Genomic DNA, 16,318 nt, shown 5'->3' on the forward strand with positions numbered 1-16,318 from the left:
TTAGAAAAATATTTTTTCTGATTCTTTTAATTTTCTAGACCAGTTTTTTATAATCGCAAATTGAGAGGGTTGGGGAAAAGGAGTATTCTGATGGGAACGACAATCTACCAATTAAACTATCAATATCAAGGTGACTCGTATTTTATTATTGATGGAAACAAAGGTCATCGTCTTCAAAGTGATGAGTTAGATTTATTACAAGCGAGAACCATACAAGACCCTTTGACTAAAGGCCTTATACCTTTAGAAATAAGTGAGAATGGTTTTGCGGTCTCTCTTCAATATAGCATTAGTTCAAAGCGACCTCTATCATCTGCTTTACAAGAAAAATCAATTTCCATTGAACAATTTTATAAAATAATTTTCAATTTAACTTCAATCATTGATGAGGGTTGTAAATATAAGCTAAATGAAGAACACTATGTCCTTCACCCCGATTTTATTTTTGTTGGTGAAAACATCCAAGATATTCATTTACTATACTTACCTTTAAAATATATAACAGATAAAAAAACAGTTTCCGAAGAGCTTAAGGGTTTATTGGTAAATATGATTATATCAGTTAATAATATGTCTGGAAATGGATTTCAGGAATTAATGAGTCTGTTAAATGATTCTTCTTTCTCCATCGGTAAAGTGAAGGAGCTAGCAAGCTCTCTTACATCTGGCAATTCTCAAATACCCTTTAATTCAAAGTCTATGGAAAGCATTGTTCCTTCGTCGAAAAACACTGGACAAAAACAAAATAATATCTCCGAAGAAGTACAGGTGCACAAAGGGAAAGATTCAAGGCTTGTCAAAATAATGACGACGATATTTTGCGTTATTGGGATAATATTTATGTGGATTTACTATTTTGACTCACCAAGTGAGAAGTTATTTTATATATGTTTGACCTTAAGTGTTTTGGTTATATGTGTACCATTAATGACCCTAACAATCTTTAAAGCTACACTAGCTAATCAAAAAAGAAAAAAACAACATAATTTTACTGACAGGCAACCCAATGATCTGAAGCCATTAAATCAACCTATCGTTGAAGTAAAAGTAGATGATTTACCTAATAGTCAGCAAAAGACAACTAGTTTATCACAAGAGCAACCAGATGCAACGGTTTTATTAAACGATCAATTAATTTTACCAACAAAGAAAAGACATCCGATTCTTGAGAGGAATAAAGAAGGGGTTATTGAAAAGGTAGAAATTGATTTGGATTCGTTTACTGTTGGTAGAAACTCTGAAACTGCTACCTATTCAATTCAATCTCCTGGAATTTCACGAATGCACTTTGAAATTGTATCTGGTGAGAAAGGGTATGCATTAAAAGATCTAGGTTCAAGTAACGGTACTAAGTTAAATGAAAAAAAATTAGAATCATTCAAAATATACACTTTAAAAGATGGAGACATCATTACCTGTGCAAAGGAAGAGCTCAAATTTAGAATGGAATCTTGAGGCTACACTCAAGTATAAAATTTATTTCGCAGGATTTAAACTTATCGATGTAAAAGAGTACGTGGCTGTTGGATTATTTGTGATGTTATGTCATATACTAGATGCAATATGCACTTATTATAACGTGTTTTCTCAATGTTATATTGATGGTAGTAAAAGCACTCACACTTCAATGTATGAGTGCATAATACTATCTGCTAATTAATTTAGAAAAAAATGATTTCTTTGTTCTACTATGCTGAAGGTTAATATTTGGTGCGATAATGTTAATTATTTGTTGTATCGGCTCTGTTAGAACCTCTCTTACTTCCCTATCTTCATATGGAATTTGACATTGGTAGTGCGCTCTATAAACATGCATTGGATCAATGTAAGGTACCTTTAAAGATTTTTTTAAATCAATTCCCATCTCACCTAACATTTTAGTGTTAATCCCATCATTCCAACGATTGAATATAAAGACAATATTATTTGATTTTTGTTGCACGTCTTCGAAGAAATTAAAAATTTCCTGGTTTGCAAATATTTCTTGAGGAAGAGGATCTATGACAACAAATACATAATCCATTTCATAAATCATTTCCTTAATACTATTGCTAACATTTGCACTAACATCTATGCTACCTATATCAAGGAGAGTGATAGAGGACCTTGATGTGTACATGAACTTTAATAATTGGTCGTAGGAAAAATTATTAATGCTATCTTTCCGGCTGTCTGTAACTAACCAGTCAATATTATATTGTTGAAAGATACTATCCTTATCAATAAAATTATTCTCTTTAATCAGATGAGGTACACTAGTGAAAGGATGTTTCTCTGATTCAGACAATTCTATTCCAAGCATATCAAATAAATGAGTTTTACCAAGTTTATAAACTGGATATTCTAGAACTGAAACAGAAATACTATTCTCAGCTAAGGCTTTTGCTAGATTAGTAGTGATAAAACTTGAACCAGCCTTCATAGTTAAGTTTACAAAACCTATTTTTTGACTCTTAATAAAGGATTGTTCAACATTTGCTTTATTGTTAGAATCCTTATTATTCTCGAGTGCTGGTGTGCTTAGTAAGGTAGTTGTTTCAAATGAGGTAGTATGAATATTTTGAAGATCTTTTTTTACCTCAAGTGCACTTTGGTAACGTTTGTTAGGGTCAAATTGAACAAGTTTATCAATGATTTCACACAATTTTATAGGTAAATCATCTCTCATATCTTTTAGCGGTCTTTGTGTTGATAACAAGTACTTGCCGTTGCTTAATAAAAAATAAAGCATAGCCCCTAGTGAAAATAAATCTGTACGATGGTCAGTTTGCATACTTTCAAATTGTTCTGGTGCGGCGAAACCAACTGTGCCAATTTGGACAGTATCAGATTGCTGCCCTTCTTTATATTTTCTAGCAATACCAAAATCAATAAGTTTTACTTCTCCATGATCGCCAACCATTATATTTTGTGGTTTTAAGTCACGATAAATAATGGGATTTGGTTGCTGATTATGTAAATACCCCAACACGTCACAGATTTGAATCGCAAATTTAATTATCTCATTAACATCGGCGGATTGATTTGTATCTTGAAACCATTCAGCTAGCGTTTTCCCCTTGATATAATCCATGACTAAAAACGATTGACCATCCTCATCAGGAGGATAAAAGTCAACAATTTTTGGCATGTTAGGATGGTCTATTTTCACAAGTATTTTTGCTTCATCAATGAACTGTTGCGAGTATTTTAAATCCATTGTTGATTGCTTTATAGCCCATAGCTTTCCTTCTAATTTTAAGTCTTTGGCAAGAAAAACCTTTCCCATTCCACCTTGCCCTAGTTGTGAAACTATTTGATATCGTCCAAATAAAATATGATCATAGGATACTTGGTTATGATGATTACATGATGGGCATGTATTTGTTCCATCAAATAATTGCTGCCCACATTGCTTACATTGTTGTACCATTACGACTCACTTCCAATTAATAAGGCATTTTTACTTAGTGATAGACAATTCATGAACAAAGATTCAAATCACTTTATTATATAAATAATGACTGTAGAAAACTTTGTCATTTAACTCCCTCCATATAGGCCTTTATATAGTGTTGTGAGGATTAAATAAGATTAGCATGTCAAATGGGGAGGAGGTGACTATTAGTTTTGTCCAAAAATGAATCAACTATAATTAAAATCTATTATAATCACAACAATATACATATACAACCTTTTTTACACAAGTTATCCATCAGTTATTTGTTCTATGAAAAATAACTGAAACTAGATATATTGGGATTTTTTTGAAAATAAATCAGTTCATATAAAGTACACTATCTAGAAAAAATTTCTTTGTTATCTAGTAATATCCATGTTATTTTTAAAATAGAAAAAGGGGAGATAGTATGAAAAATTCGTTATTAATAGAACAAATACTAGGCACCAAAGTAGTTGTTAATGCTATTTCAGTATTTAATAACTACTTTCGTGATATGTTTTTTGCTTTTATTATTATTTCATGTTTATTAATCATACTGTCAGCTTTGATAATAAATATATTTGCTTTGGTACATAAAATGAATCACAAAGGCTTCGGTATTGAAGCAAAAAAAGAGAGTGAATTATGTGGCGATAAACAAAAGTCGAACGATGTAAGTGGATATTCCTTTCGAAGGGGAATAAAAATCAAAAATGATAAGCATCTATATTTGGTAATGATAGCTCAACTGTGTGGTGTCCTTATGGTCGGAGTTGTAATATTTAATATCTATTATAAAGATGAAACATTAGCATATTATGGTTCAAATGTAGTTAGTGGTTTGATTTTTGGCGACGGGGTTGAAGCAATCTCAACATCTACACATACCCTCAATGGAACATTAGATGAAAATCAAATAGAAAGAGAAAATCTTATTAATCAATTATCTGACGAATTATACAGTTTAATATTGAAACAATATCCAGATTTAAATAGTGAAAAAGAAGTGTTGTTAAAAGATGAACTTAAAGAGTGGATTAGCTACAATGTGAATAATATGATAGGGATGGAGTACTTTGAGGAAGATGTGTATGCTATAGAAAAACAAGTAGTACTAATACCTGGAAATCCAAATATTGACAGTGTAGATTTGTTCGATCACGATTTTATGAAAACATTTGCGTTCACAATGCCTATACAACTGTTAACTATAAATTCTAGACATCATGTAGGGAGAGAATACTGGATACGAGTAGTAGTGAGATTTAATAAAAATGTGCTCAATGAATAAATATTTTATAGAATTCACTCTTAAGTAAAGGAGAAGTCATAAAGAGTATTAACTTATTGATTAGGAGGTGAGGAGATGGTTAGAGCAATTATTGTATTTGGTTGTCTTTGTATTGTATTACTTGCGAGTACTATGGTATATAAGTTTCAAGATAATAAAATTGACCCAGTACTTATATCCATGAAAGAATATATAAATGTAAATGATGAATTTTACGATCCCTTAAATGACTTGGACGTGGCGAGTATCAATGATATTGGAGTGGAAAAAAAAGGTGCTGAGTTTAAAGTATACTATGGTTCTAGAGTATTTACGATAGACGATGTTGAGAATATACCACAAGAAGCAATTGATATATTGCGAGGATTAGGGCTTACTTTTCATACTCTTAATAATGGTGAAATTATTTTAAAATACAACGGGGAGAAAGTTGATGAATTTGTATTATAGAATATCATTTGTATTAATGGTAGCCGTTGTTATAGTAGTCTCTTTAATGATAAGTAATAGTGGAGAGGTAGATACTCTCCCAACATTTAAAAGTAAAGTAGTTTTAGATGAAGCATTTATAGGATTGGATCATTTTATTATTTTTACTAGTGGAGAAATTATATATATTGAAAATGTTAATGGAAACTATATTGAAGAAATACAGAAAGTTAATGGTAGTATAGAAGAAGCAATAGATATACTACCTATGGAATCTGTAGAAAAAATTAAGTTTTCGTATTTAACAAACACTGACATGATAGATCCGACTACTTTAAATATAGGAATAACAAGTTCCATTCCATATACGTATCAATCCGATATTGAAAATAGTTCTACATATGTCTCAACTTTAGTAAATGATGGATGGGAATTAATAGCTAAATATAGAAATCATACTTATGTAGATTTGTACTTTAGGAAGAATAATATTTTGGCAAGAGTAATTATACTTAAAGATAAAATGAAGATTTTTTATAATATAGATGGTCAATTGCCAGACCCATGGACATATATAAGTGGAAGGCTTAATAGTTTAAGATAATGAGGAGTGCTTTAATCCACTTGTTTAAAACTAAATATCATATTTATTAAAAAAGCTTTTTAAGGATGCCTTAAAGAGCTTTTTTTATTTCATAACAAAAAAACAAGTGTATAGGTCTAAATGACCTATATTGTAGGTTGAGTGGTCATTTAAATAATAAAAGGTACGAATTAGGTAATTAGACTCATTGATAATTAAATCGTTAATAGTCCATTAGAACTTAATTTTTGAAAAAAAAGTTATAATTAAATGAATGTTAGTGACAAAATTCCTCAATAATTTTATAATAACAGAGAAAAATTATTGGATATATAGTAATATAATGGTTGAATTTAGCTTTTTTTGTATTAATATTAGTAATGATTCTCTTTTGTTTTTCTTTTTTTGTTATAAAACTAGTTATTTTGATTCAGTCTAAAAGTATTACATAAAGCTTCAGTAATAGATTATAACTAGATAAAAATAATGATGTTATATAAAAGCTATAGAAAGTTGGGGTATCATGCGCAGGAAATATGGGCAAAGTGGTCGTCTAAGCTTTTCCAGTATCAAGAGGGCTATAACGCTAAAGAAGCTATTAGTAGGCTTCTTAGTAACGGCTGTTTTAATAGGATCGAATGTAGGACAATATTTTTATATATGGGCACCGAAGACGGATAAGCTCATTGCAAATTATGAAAATGAATTAACAAGCTTAGAAAACACCCTTAATCAAATTGGTGAATTAAAACCTGTGTATACAGTTTTAGCAAAAACAGAACCTGGTCAAGTGATTAAACAAGAGGACTTATCTATTATAAAACTTCCTGAGTCTGTCGTTGGAGAGCATTTCATTACTAAGCCTGCGCAGATTCTTGGAAGATATTATAAAGTGGGTATTGAAACAGGCACGCCACTTAGTCGTGATTTAGTCATGTATGATGAGCCTGACGATACCGTAAGAGAATACGACATCGTACTTGACTATATACCAATAGGACTTATAGAAGGCGATTATATCGATTTCCGAATTACTTACCCATTTGGAGAGGACTATATTGTCTTTTCACATAAAAGAATATATGAAATAAATGGGAAAACAATTAAGGTGAGGTTAAACGAACAGGAAATACACTTTTATCAAGCGGCATTAGTAGACTATTTTCAATTAAAAGGGGTTGGTGCTGCTATTTATATAAATAAATATGTAGAACCAGGCATACAGAAATCTGCAGAGGCTTATTATGCTGTACCAGAAAATATAGTTTCTGTGATTGAAGTTGATCCAAACATTGTAGTGATGGAAGATCAAGAAAAAAATAATAAAGTACGTGAAATGATAGATGAACAATTTGCTGACCTGTCAGAGGAAGAGCTTGAAGAAGTTATTTTTGCATTTGCATCTATATTTAATGGTAGAGAAAATATCATTACTAATATTAATGAAGCGTTAGATGAAGAAGAAGATTCTGATAGTGATCAGTCAGAAACTCAAGTCGTGAATGAGGTTAGTTTGGAAAGAGAAGAAATAGAGGAAAGAGAAGTAATAGAAGAAAGAGAACTAAGAGAGGAAGCTGAGGGGCAAGGAGAATTTAATGCTGATGAACCAGTTGTAACAGGAGATACACAAACAGAGGAAAATATGGTGGATGACTCTAATCCACCGCTGGAAATTGAAGAAGGAGTTGTAGACTAATATGATCATAGGAGTTTGTGGCTATACTGATAAACGTCCAATTATTTATCCATTACTAAAACTCCTGCAGTCAACAGGAGATGTGGTACTTATAAGTAATAATAGGCATTATAAGAGGTTATTAGAAGATAAATCAAATTTAGGTCATATGTCTAATATACTCATTTCAATATCAGATTCTAGTCCGGATGAGATTTTCGAAGAAATTGGCTATGATTCAGATGACTTTGATCACATTATATTTGACATCCAAGAATCGTTACCAGATTATGTAGACCTCATGTTGTATGTGAAGTCATTTGAACCTGATGAAGAAGAATTAAGCTTTTTAGATCTTATAGATAAGTATGAAACTGTAAAAATAACATTTGATCGTCAGCCTGAGAAAGGGGCAATCAATGTTTCCCCAGATATAGGAATATGGGAGACAATTGAAATTATAGAGCATAACCTTGTGCTGGAACCGATACCATCTAACCAGTTAACGAATGGATTATCTAAACTGATGGCTCCGGAATTAAAAATGCCAGCAAAGTCAGTAAAGAAATTGCTTAATAAGAGGTGGAAATTATGACAATGAGGATAGCTGTCATATCACCTGATAGAAGGCAGGGTGGAACAACGGCTAGTATATTATTGGCTCTTGCAATGGCTGAAACCCAAAATTTAACTAGCTGTATCACGTATACCGGAAATAATAACATATCAATGAGTAGTTATTTAGGAATAACAAAAGTTGAAGATAGGACGAGGAATTTAACACAAGTAATAAAGCTATTGGAAGCTAACCTCATTACTGGTAAAGAAATCGGGGATTACTGTACTAAAATAGGTTCAAATATTCAAATTCTAGATACAGCATCCTCTAGTATTACAGATGAAGATAATGCCAAACTATTAGAATATGCATTGGAGCATTTAAGTCATGATGTTGTTATTACAGATGTAGCTACAGAACTTTATGATCCGGTAACACAAGCAGTTCTTGACAAATCTGACTTAATTGTCATGGTGTTATCCCAGTCTCAAGATATTTTTCGAAAGCTTAAGGTATGGCATGAGGAAGGTGTACTGGAGGAATTAGACCGAAGAGGGCTCGTTTTTCTATTAAATCAGTTTGACCCATATGTAGGTGCATTCAGAGATTATAGTAAAAAATTAGGATTTCCACATAGAAGGTTTTGTAAGATTAGTTATAACCCTTTTGTGAAGAAGGAAAGTAATGTAGGTAAACTACATACTATTATGCCTCGCATTGTTAAAAATGATTATAGGATGATAGAGCTAAACAATGATATTAGGGAATGCTTAATGGTCATATTATCTAATCTTGGCCGAGTAACAGTCTGGGGTGATGAGTCTTGAGCTTTAATGCCATATTACTCATCATAACGATTGTAATCATAATCGTACTCCTCATTTTTCTCTATTTAAGAGCGAAGTATGAAAAACCAGATGTACAAAGATCCGATAAGATTACATTAGATCGTTTACTAGATATAGTGAAATATAGCTTAGCTGATCTTGTAAAAGAGGAAAACTTGTCTGGATTGGCAGATGAAGATTTTGAAGCGATGTATAAGCGTAAAGCTCGTATACAAGATGCGATGCGTAACTGTGTATATGGTATCGATTCAGCTAAGTTAATCGTTCAAGATTTAATTAGAAGTGTCATTGAGGAGCATCTGAAAACAGAAGAAGAGGTATTAGAAGTTTATAATTTTAGATCTGGGAGTTTAGATCCTAGAATTAAATTCGAAATACTAATGTATTTTTATAAGAAGGACTATGGCAAAAATGCTTTAGCAGAGATGATCCAAGAATTCAGCCTTGATAGAGAAAGGTATGAGATTGAAGATAAAACGCAAGCTTCGTATCTTATCACTATTGAAGATATTGAAAAGATTTATGATGATAAGCGATTTAATTTAAGTTATCCAGTGATGTTAGACATTTTAACGGTAATGATTTATCAACGTTATAAAGGTTTTGGTGTAGTTGATACATTACGTGAAATGAATATTAACGGCTTTAACTGTGGTACTTCAGGTTCTGTTTTAAGTAATGTTCTAAGCCGTGAAGAAAGAGTGATGGAAGCTCCTCGTTCTGTATGGCTTTACTATAAAGGTAAGTATATACATTTAAGATTTTTAACATTTGAATCAGAACAGGAATTGCGCAGAGTAGTACAACTATTATGTCGATACAATAATCCAGGTCCATTAACAGAGAAACGTGGGTATTTAGTAAACACGATGTATGATAAATCTCGAGTGCTTGCGTTAAGGCCACCTGCGTCAGAGTATTGGGCGGTATTCGTCAGGAAATTCACGTTAACCGACGCTAGTATCGAAAGTTTATTAATAAAGCCAATTGATAAAAGTAAAGAGATGACGCAAGAGATCATGTCAAAATTAGTAGCAGGTGGAGATGAGCAAGGATTTATAGGCCGAGGAGATATTCCAATGAAGCTCATTCAATTTCTAATGAGTGGCCAAGTAACGTGTGGTGTAACAGGGCGGCAAGGTTCTGGTAAAACGACTTTAATGGCGGCAATGATTAAATTCATGGACCCTAAACATACGATACGAGTGTTGGAGATGGCTTTCGAATTATACTTAAGGGAATTATACCCTGAACGTAACATCCTGACAGTGCAAGAAACAGACTTCGTAACTGCGACAGAATTACAGGATGCGCTTAAAAAATCTGATGCTGCTGTTTCGATTGCTGGTGAGGTAGCAACAGATGCTATTGCAGCTCGGATGATTCAACTAGGTCAAGTAGCATCTATATTTACAATATTTTCGCATCATGCTAACAGAGCTCAAGATTTAGTATATGCGTTGCGTAATTCGTTAGTAAACGCTGGTGGCTTCTCAGGTAATATGATCACAGCTGAACAGCAGGTAATTGATGTTATTCGTGTAGATATTCATTTAAATTACGACACAGAAGGAAACCGCTTTGTGGAACGTGTTTCTGAAATCGTAAGACTAGAGGAAGGAGTTCCTTATCCTCACTATAACGAGAATGATCCTGTAAACTCAATGAACAAAATTACTGCTGAGTATTATGCTAGACAAACAGATAGGGAAACATTTACGACTAGGGATATTTTGCAATTTAACAAAGAAACAAAGACCTATGAAACGTTGGATTGGTTTAGTCCTACTTTGACAAAACAAATGTTAGAAGCTATGCCTAGTATTAAAAGAAATGAATTTAAACAATTTGTAAGTGAAAATTGGAGGATTTAGCATATGCAAATCATGTTATTCCTACTTATTGCACTAACCCTAACAATGCTTGTTGTTGTTGCAGTCCTAGTTTCAATGGAGAAAAAAAATAATACAAAAGCAAAGAAACAAGGTACAAAAAAACAAGGGTTAATTCCAATTTCTACTTATTTTCGTATATATAAATTGCTAGATAACTTATTTTTCACCCGAGGTAGTATTAACAAAATAAGAACTAGATTATCTGAATTGTCTGTATATACTAACCTTGAGTTAAGGGTCATGGCCGTAAAATTTTACTTAGTATCATCTTTTGCCTCAGTTGGACTAGTCGTTACAGGTGCGATCATATTTCAGGACTTATTTTCAATTTTGTTAGTTTTAGCATATGCAATCGTCATGAAAAATGTATTAGTAGACAAACAGATTGATAGTGTTCACTTTAAGATCCTTAAGCAATTATCTATCGCATTATCGTCAGTTAGGCAAAATTATTTAAGACTGGGATCTATACCAGATTCAATTACAGAAGCAGAGATCGGTTCGGAATTACAAAGAGCTTTTGAAGATATTTACTTAATATTAACTGCTATTGATGGTGAACAACGCTTGGACGAGTTTTATGCGAGCACACCCTTTAAATTATTACAGACGTTTGCTGGGACGTGCTTTATCTTAAATAACTCAGGTGATGCGAAATTAGATGATGGCTCATCAAGTTTTATTCAGTCTATGGGAATGATAGCTGATGAAGTAAATCTAGAGATTAGGCGGATATCCACTCAAAAAGCCAAATTTGGAAAGCTTGAGTATTTACCAATTGCACCTGTTGGTGTTATCGGTTTAATAGAAAACTATTTCTCGAATACAATCCCTGGTACTTCCGTTATCTATAACGGATCGACAGGTTATATTTTTAGAGTAGTTATCGTCGTATCATCAATCATTGCTTATTTAACAATTGCTAGAATAAACAGTGCTGTAACAGTGAAAAAGGATGATAGAAACATAGTCATTTTATGGCTATTGAGTAAAAAGACATTCAGGATATTTATCGAAGATATTATGCCTAAAAAATATAAGAAGTTATTAAGAAAGAATAAAGCGATTAAGGGCTCCTTAAGTATGATTGATATACCACATCTGTATGCATCTAAATTCTTATATGCTTCTATTGCTTTTATTCTGTCTATTGCTATTACAATTTTTGCTATTGGTATAGGAAAAGAGTTCGTATATGAAAATACAAGAGAAGTGTCTTTATTAGGAGGAGAGAAGTTAACGCAGGAAGATATTGATAAAAGGTTAGAAATGGATGAATATTTTCTTTCTCTGCCTGTATTACCTAGTGAAAGGGACACCCTTCTATTTGTAGAGGAACAATTACCAGAGCTTGAAGAATACGATAAGTCAGCACAGGTTAAGAGATTACAGCAGAAATATACAGATTATCATAATGCGGAGATAAAATGGTGGATGCTGGCGGTCTGCTTTGTAATAAGTTTAATTTGCTGGAAAATACCGGATATTATATTAATAGCTAGAGCATGGGTATTGAAGACAGAAAGTGAAGAAGACGTTTTGCAAATGCAAACGATTATTGCCATCCTCATGAATACAAGCTCAGATACGCTAGATACAATCTATTGGTTAGAGAGGCAAAGTAGAGTGCACAAAAATGCGTTAATAGACGCTTATCACGAGTACCCTTCAAATCCGGAGCTATCGCTGAATAGATTAAAGAACAAATCGGTCGTAGGAGAATTTAAGAGACTTGTAGATAAACTAATACTTACGATTCATCAAATTACATTAAAGGAAGCGTTTAGTGATCTTATATCTGAACGAAACCACGTGATGAGAATAAGAGAGATGTCTCAAGAAACGACCATCATGCGAAAGAGAGCCATTGTGAGTCCAATAGCCATGTTGCCTCTATACTTAACAATTTTTCTCTATATTATGATTCCTTTAGGAATATTAGGTTATAAAGAGTTTATCGATACAATGAGCAATATGTAAGAACCGTCATTTAAAAGGTGGTGATAGTAAGAAGAGTACACAATGTTAGTAAGAGTAAACACTCTTTCTATAGATTTATTCTATTTAGTAGCCAAGAAAATAACTAAAAGGGGAGATTTAAATGTTTGATGAAATTAGTAAGGGTTTAACGATTGCGATAGGTATTCTGCTGTTCTTAGCAGTAGTAACAATCGTCTTCGTTTTACTAACATTTACGCGAACGAGTGCCAATGAAGGTACAACATCAGTGCAGAATACGATGGATTCTATGACATTATCACAATTTGACAGCTATGACCAACAAATTCTTTCAGGAACGCAAGTAGCTTCTACAATTAAAATGTATGAAGGTCGTCCTATTGGAATCATAGTTAGAACTAGTGCACAAATGGCTACAACAGGTGAAACTGGTCACAATTATGGAGCTGTGTTCGATAAATCTGTTGTAGACGACCCGGATGTAAGTATTATTACTGAAGATATATCTGGCATGAAAGGTAGTAACAGCTTTTATACCATGAACTTAAAAGTAACAGGGAGTGGTGGTGGTATGACATATAATATGGACTATTTGGAATCTAAAACTTCAGGATCTGATGCTTATATCCGACCTACAGCTAAATTCTTAGGTGAGTTAATAAAGGATTCAACTGGAACAATTGTAGGTATGGTATTCACGCAACAATAATTTTATACTCTAAACGATTACGAGCCTCTTGCTCGTAATCGTTATAGAGTTTGAAATAATGGTAATGTGTCCTAACTGACTATTACATATAAAACGTTAGAAATACTTTAGTTACTTTTTACAGTTGTTCCGCAAATAGCCAATACCGCTACTCCAATCTAATAGAAAGCGTGTGGGAAATTATGAATGAGTGGGCACAATATATTTGGATTGCAACGAGTCTACTAGCAGCATCTATCATTATAGGTTTAGTATCATTACTAGTAACTTTCGGAAGAGAGTATGCAGCAGTTCAACAAGAAGAACAAAACTCTATTGCTATTATGAAGGAATATAGGAAGTACAACCAGTATGATGGTACAACCGTATACTCCCAGGATGTAGTAACACTTATTGCGGAGTCTAGAGGAATACCGATAATCGAATTATTTAAAAAAGGTCGTCCGTTGGGTAGGGATATAAATGGTAAGTATATACCTGATTTTTTATGGGATTCAAGTTCTTCAAAAGAATCTTTCTCCCCTACATATCTTTCTACTTTACTTGCAAGCGAGTTTGGCGAGAGTGGAACTTTTACCTCTAAGATAATCAAGGGAAAGAATGGGGAGATATTAATAATAGATATTGAAAGGGATTAAACGATGGAGAGAGAACTGTTTAAAGCGTTAGATATAGCAGTAATGTTGGTCATTGTCAGTGTTATTTTGTCTACATATGCAGTTTTAACTTCAATTGGGAACACGTATGCAAGTGTTAATACGACTAATATCGCTAGCATACAAGCAGAAACATATGGTTCCGAAATATTAGCTGCGGAGCAATATGGCAAGCCGTTATCTGCCACTTCGTTATTTGTCATATTAGATAAGAACATGGATGCACTTGAAGAAATTACACTAAATGGAACAATTATTGACTTTGAGGATCGAGAAAAGTTTGAAATTGCATTTAAAAATATCTTTCATACAAAAGTTACAGTAAATGTAACTGAAAGTGCAGACAAGTTCAAAGTCGATATTAGAGAGGAGTAATAATAATGGATGGCGATGACATACTAGACGTTTTAGTACTAATTCTCGTTTTAGTTGCATTTCTACCAATTACGATCAACCAAGCCATTCCTTTTTATAAAGGCGATCTCGGTGGATTTGATACACAAATCGAGAAGACCGCATTAAAAACAGAAAGTGAAATTGTGCCTATAGCAAGGCAGCTTACGACGAATGATATAATGCTCATGCTCGTTGTAGCAGACGAATATACTCCGATGCCAAAATCATTGCATATTGTCAGTGAAGATACTGGTGGGATCCCGGTAATGCAGACTATTAATATTAATAATGATTTCTTAAATAGTAAAACAGGGGATTTAATAAATGCGAAGTCGACTATGAATGAAATAGAATCAAATTTAATTAAAATAGATCTTTATGCTGGCCCTTCAGGAATGCGCTATTGGCAAGTTACAGAGGAATAAGAAAAGAGGTACGATTCTTGTGGTAGATATTATTAATAAAATCATAGGGGTTTTTCTAGCCTTTGCACTATTAGTTGCTGGACCGTTAGTGATTTCTACATTAATGTCGGAGTTAGAAATGAAAAGAAGTGTAATGAACGAAACGACGAATTTCATCGATAAGGTTACGGATATTGGAGTTATTGATGATGGTGATGTAGGAGATTTTAATTTAGGTATATCCTCTCATGGAACTGCTATCAATGCGACAATTAAACGATTTGTACGGGTTGTAAACCCAGATGGTACCGGTGGGACGTACACAACTTATACGTTAAGTGACAATATAAATACGTGGAATAAAGGTGATATTATTCAAGTCCATGTAGAAGCAATTGATTATACAGGCGGTCAAAGAATTATGCATCGGTTATTAAAGTTTGCGATGCCAAAGTTTGAATTTACTCTTTCGGGTATGGTGAGGAATTGATATGTCTAGGTTTTTTGGCTTAATTAACATCACTTCGTTATTATTCTTTGCCGCATTAATCGTAGGGTTTGTCAATTACGTAAAAAATGAAACAGATGAGATCGAACAGCTCAGGTTATCGTATGCAATAGATTATGCTACTGATGCAGGTGCACAAGAAATGCTAAGAACAGGAAGCTTAGATATGGACTATGGGAATCATAAATATCTTAATATAAATCCAGAATTAGCGCTAGAGTCTTTTCTTAATGTCTTTGCCTTTAACTATGATATGGTCCCAAGTGAAGAAAATAAACAAACAATTAAACAATACATGCCAGTAGCAGCAGTGGCGACCTTTGACGGGGTATATTTAGCAAATCACCAGCTAGTAAGAAATCGTGGTGGCAATTATCCAGAAGGTCCTGTAAATGACGCCGACTGGGATTTAATATTTGGTATGAAAACACCCTATACACATAATGATAGTGGAGTTAGTTATGCACTGAACATGGGTATGAGCTACACGATCGCCATTGATGGAAATGTAATGAGAAGAGATGAAGGATTACCACCAAGAGACGGAGTTCCGCTCACTAAACAGCAAGCTTGGTCAATGATCAATAAAATAATATCTCAAGATATGGCTTACTCTATTAATAAAACAAATGAGCATAACCCAGATTGGGCTAATAACTTCTATATTCCAGACAGTATTAGTAGTGTTAGAGACAATAACTCTATACAAGGACCGTCGTTTATCACATTAGTTCAAGGTCTTGACTTCACCACTCCACGACCGATAAGTGCTTTTTCCATTTCTGGATCAAAAATAGATCAAGCTAGAATGGTAGGTGCCTATATTCGCAATGTAAATGGTGAAGATATCAAATACTACGCTTATTTGGACAAAATCCCAGAAGTTGATATAGGAGCTAGCATCCAATTAATTAATGTATTCAGCACTGTAAGAGAAGCAGCATCAGAAGGTTATTACCATGATAGTCTGTACATGGATTAGTAT

16 protein-coding genes are annotated in these 16,318 nt (G+C 33.2%); 15 read left to right on the plus strand and 1 reads right to left on the minus strand.

The features are described from left to right. Positions 1-90: 90 nt before the first annotated feature. Entirely contained in the window at positions 91-1,455 is a 1,365-nt protein-coding gene (locus SLH48_RS08055; RefSeq protein WP_320257735.1) for an FHA domain-containing protein, read from the plus strand. Between the two features lie 190 nt (positions 1,456-1,645). Here SLH48_RS08055 and SLH48_RS08060 read toward each other — a convergent pair whose 3' ends face one another. After that, positions 1,646-3,412: a serine/threonine-protein kinase gene (locus tag SLH48_RS08060; RefSeq protein WP_320257736.1), complete on the minus strand. Its 1,767-nt coding sequence runs from the start codon at positions 3,410-3,412 to the stop codon at positions 1,646-1,648. A 436-nt stretch (positions 3,413-3,848) separates the two neighbouring features. Between SLH48_RS08060 and SLH48_RS08065 the strand changes: the two genes are divergently transcribed. The 14 genes from SLH48_RS08065 (at position 3,849) to SLH48_RS08130 (ending at position 16,315) form a co-directional block, all read left to right on the plus strand. Continuing rightward, positions 3,849-4,712 (plus strand): hypothetical protein, encoded by an 864-nt coding sequence (locus SLH48_RS08065; RefSeq protein ID WP_320257737.1) that lies wholly within the window; start codon positions 3,849-3,851, stop codon positions 4,710-4,712. Between the two features lie 75 nt (positions 4,713-4,787). Then, entirely contained in the window at positions 4,788-5,162 is a 375-nt protein-coding gene (locus SLH48_RS08070; RefSeq protein WP_320257738.1) for a hypothetical protein, read from the plus strand. Next, positions 5,146-5,745: a hypothetical protein gene (locus SLH48_RS08075; protein WP_320257739.1), complete on the plus strand. Its 600-nt coding sequence runs from the start codon at positions 5,146-5,148 to the stop codon at positions 5,743-5,745. Before SLH48_RS08070 ends, SLH48_RS08075 begins: the two co-directional genes overlap by 17 nt. Positions 5,746-6,247: 502 nt before the next feature. Beyond that, positions 6,248-7,420: an SAF domain-containing protein gene (locus SLH48_RS08080; RefSeq protein ID WP_320257740.1), complete on the plus strand. Its 1,173-nt coding sequence runs from the start codon at positions 6,248-6,250 to the stop codon at positions 7,418-7,420. A gap of 1 nt (position 7,421) precedes the next feature. Beyond that, a complete protein-coding gene (locus SLH48_RS08085; RefSeq protein ID WP_320257741.1) occupies positions 7,422-7,994 on the plus strand; it encodes a hypothetical protein in 573 nt (190 codons plus the stop codon). After that, on the plus strand, positions 7,991-8,785 hold the full coding sequence (locus SLH48_RS08090) for a hypothetical protein (protein ID WP_320257742.1): 795 nt from the start codon (positions 7,991-7,993) through the stop codon (positions 8,783-8,785). Before SLH48_RS08085 ends, SLH48_RS08090 begins: the two co-directional genes overlap by 4 nt. Next, on the plus strand, positions 8,782-10,680 hold the full coding sequence (locus tag SLH48_RS08095) for a hypothetical protein (RefSeq protein WP_320257743.1): 1,899 nt from the start codon (positions 8,782-8,784) through the stop codon (positions 10,678-10,680). Before SLH48_RS08090 ends, SLH48_RS08095 begins: the two co-directional genes overlap by 4 nt. Positions 10,681-10,683: 3 nt before the next feature. Continuing rightward, positions 10,684-12,681 carry a hypothetical protein gene (locus tag SLH48_RS08100; protein WP_320257744.1) on the plus strand — a complete coding sequence of 666 codons (1,998 nt, stop codon included), beginning with the start codon at positions 10,684-10,686 and terminating at the stop codon, positions 12,679-12,681. A 121-nt stretch (positions 12,682-12,802) separates the two neighbouring features. Next, positions 12,803-13,369 (plus strand): hypothetical protein, encoded by a 567-nt coding sequence (locus SLH48_RS08105; protein WP_320257745.1) that lies wholly within the window; start codon positions 12,803-12,805, stop codon positions 13,367-13,369. A 182-nt stretch (positions 13,370-13,551) separates the two neighbouring features. Further along, positions 13,552-14,007: a hypothetical protein gene (locus SLH48_RS08110; RefSeq protein WP_320257746.1), complete on the plus strand. Its 456-nt coding sequence runs from the start codon at positions 13,552-13,554 to the stop codon at positions 14,005-14,007. Positions 14,008-14,010: 3 nt separating this feature from the next. Beyond that, positions 14,011-14,400 carry a hypothetical protein gene (locus SLH48_RS08115; RefSeq protein ID WP_320257747.1) on the plus strand — a complete coding sequence of 130 codons (390 nt, stop codon included), beginning with the start codon at positions 14,011-14,013 and terminating at the stop codon, positions 14,398-14,400. A gap of 5 nt (positions 14,401-14,405) precedes the next feature. After that, positions 14,406-14,846, plus strand: coding sequence for a hypothetical protein (locus SLH48_RS08120; RefSeq protein ID WP_320257748.1), 441 nt, complete (start codon positions 14,406-14,408; stop codon positions 14,844-14,846). A gap of 19 nt (positions 14,847-14,865) precedes the next feature. Further along, positions 14,866-15,315 carry a hypothetical protein gene (locus SLH48_RS08125; protein ID WP_320257749.1) on the plus strand — a complete coding sequence of 150 codons (450 nt, stop codon included), beginning with the start codon at positions 14,866-14,868 and terminating at the stop codon, positions 15,313-15,315. Position 15,316: 1 nt separating this feature from the next. Further along, on the plus strand, positions 15,317-16,315 hold the full coding sequence (locus SLH48_RS08130; RefSeq protein WP_320257750.1) for a hypothetical protein: 999 nt from the start codon (positions 15,317-15,319) through the stop codon (positions 16,313-16,315). The last annotated feature ends 3 nt before the right edge of the window (positions 16,316-16,318 follow it).

The organism is Cytobacillus sp. IB215316 (genome assembly GCF_033963865.1).
Lineage (GTDB): Bacteria > Bacillota > Bacilli > Bacillales > SM2101 > Nanhaiella > Nanhaiella sioensis.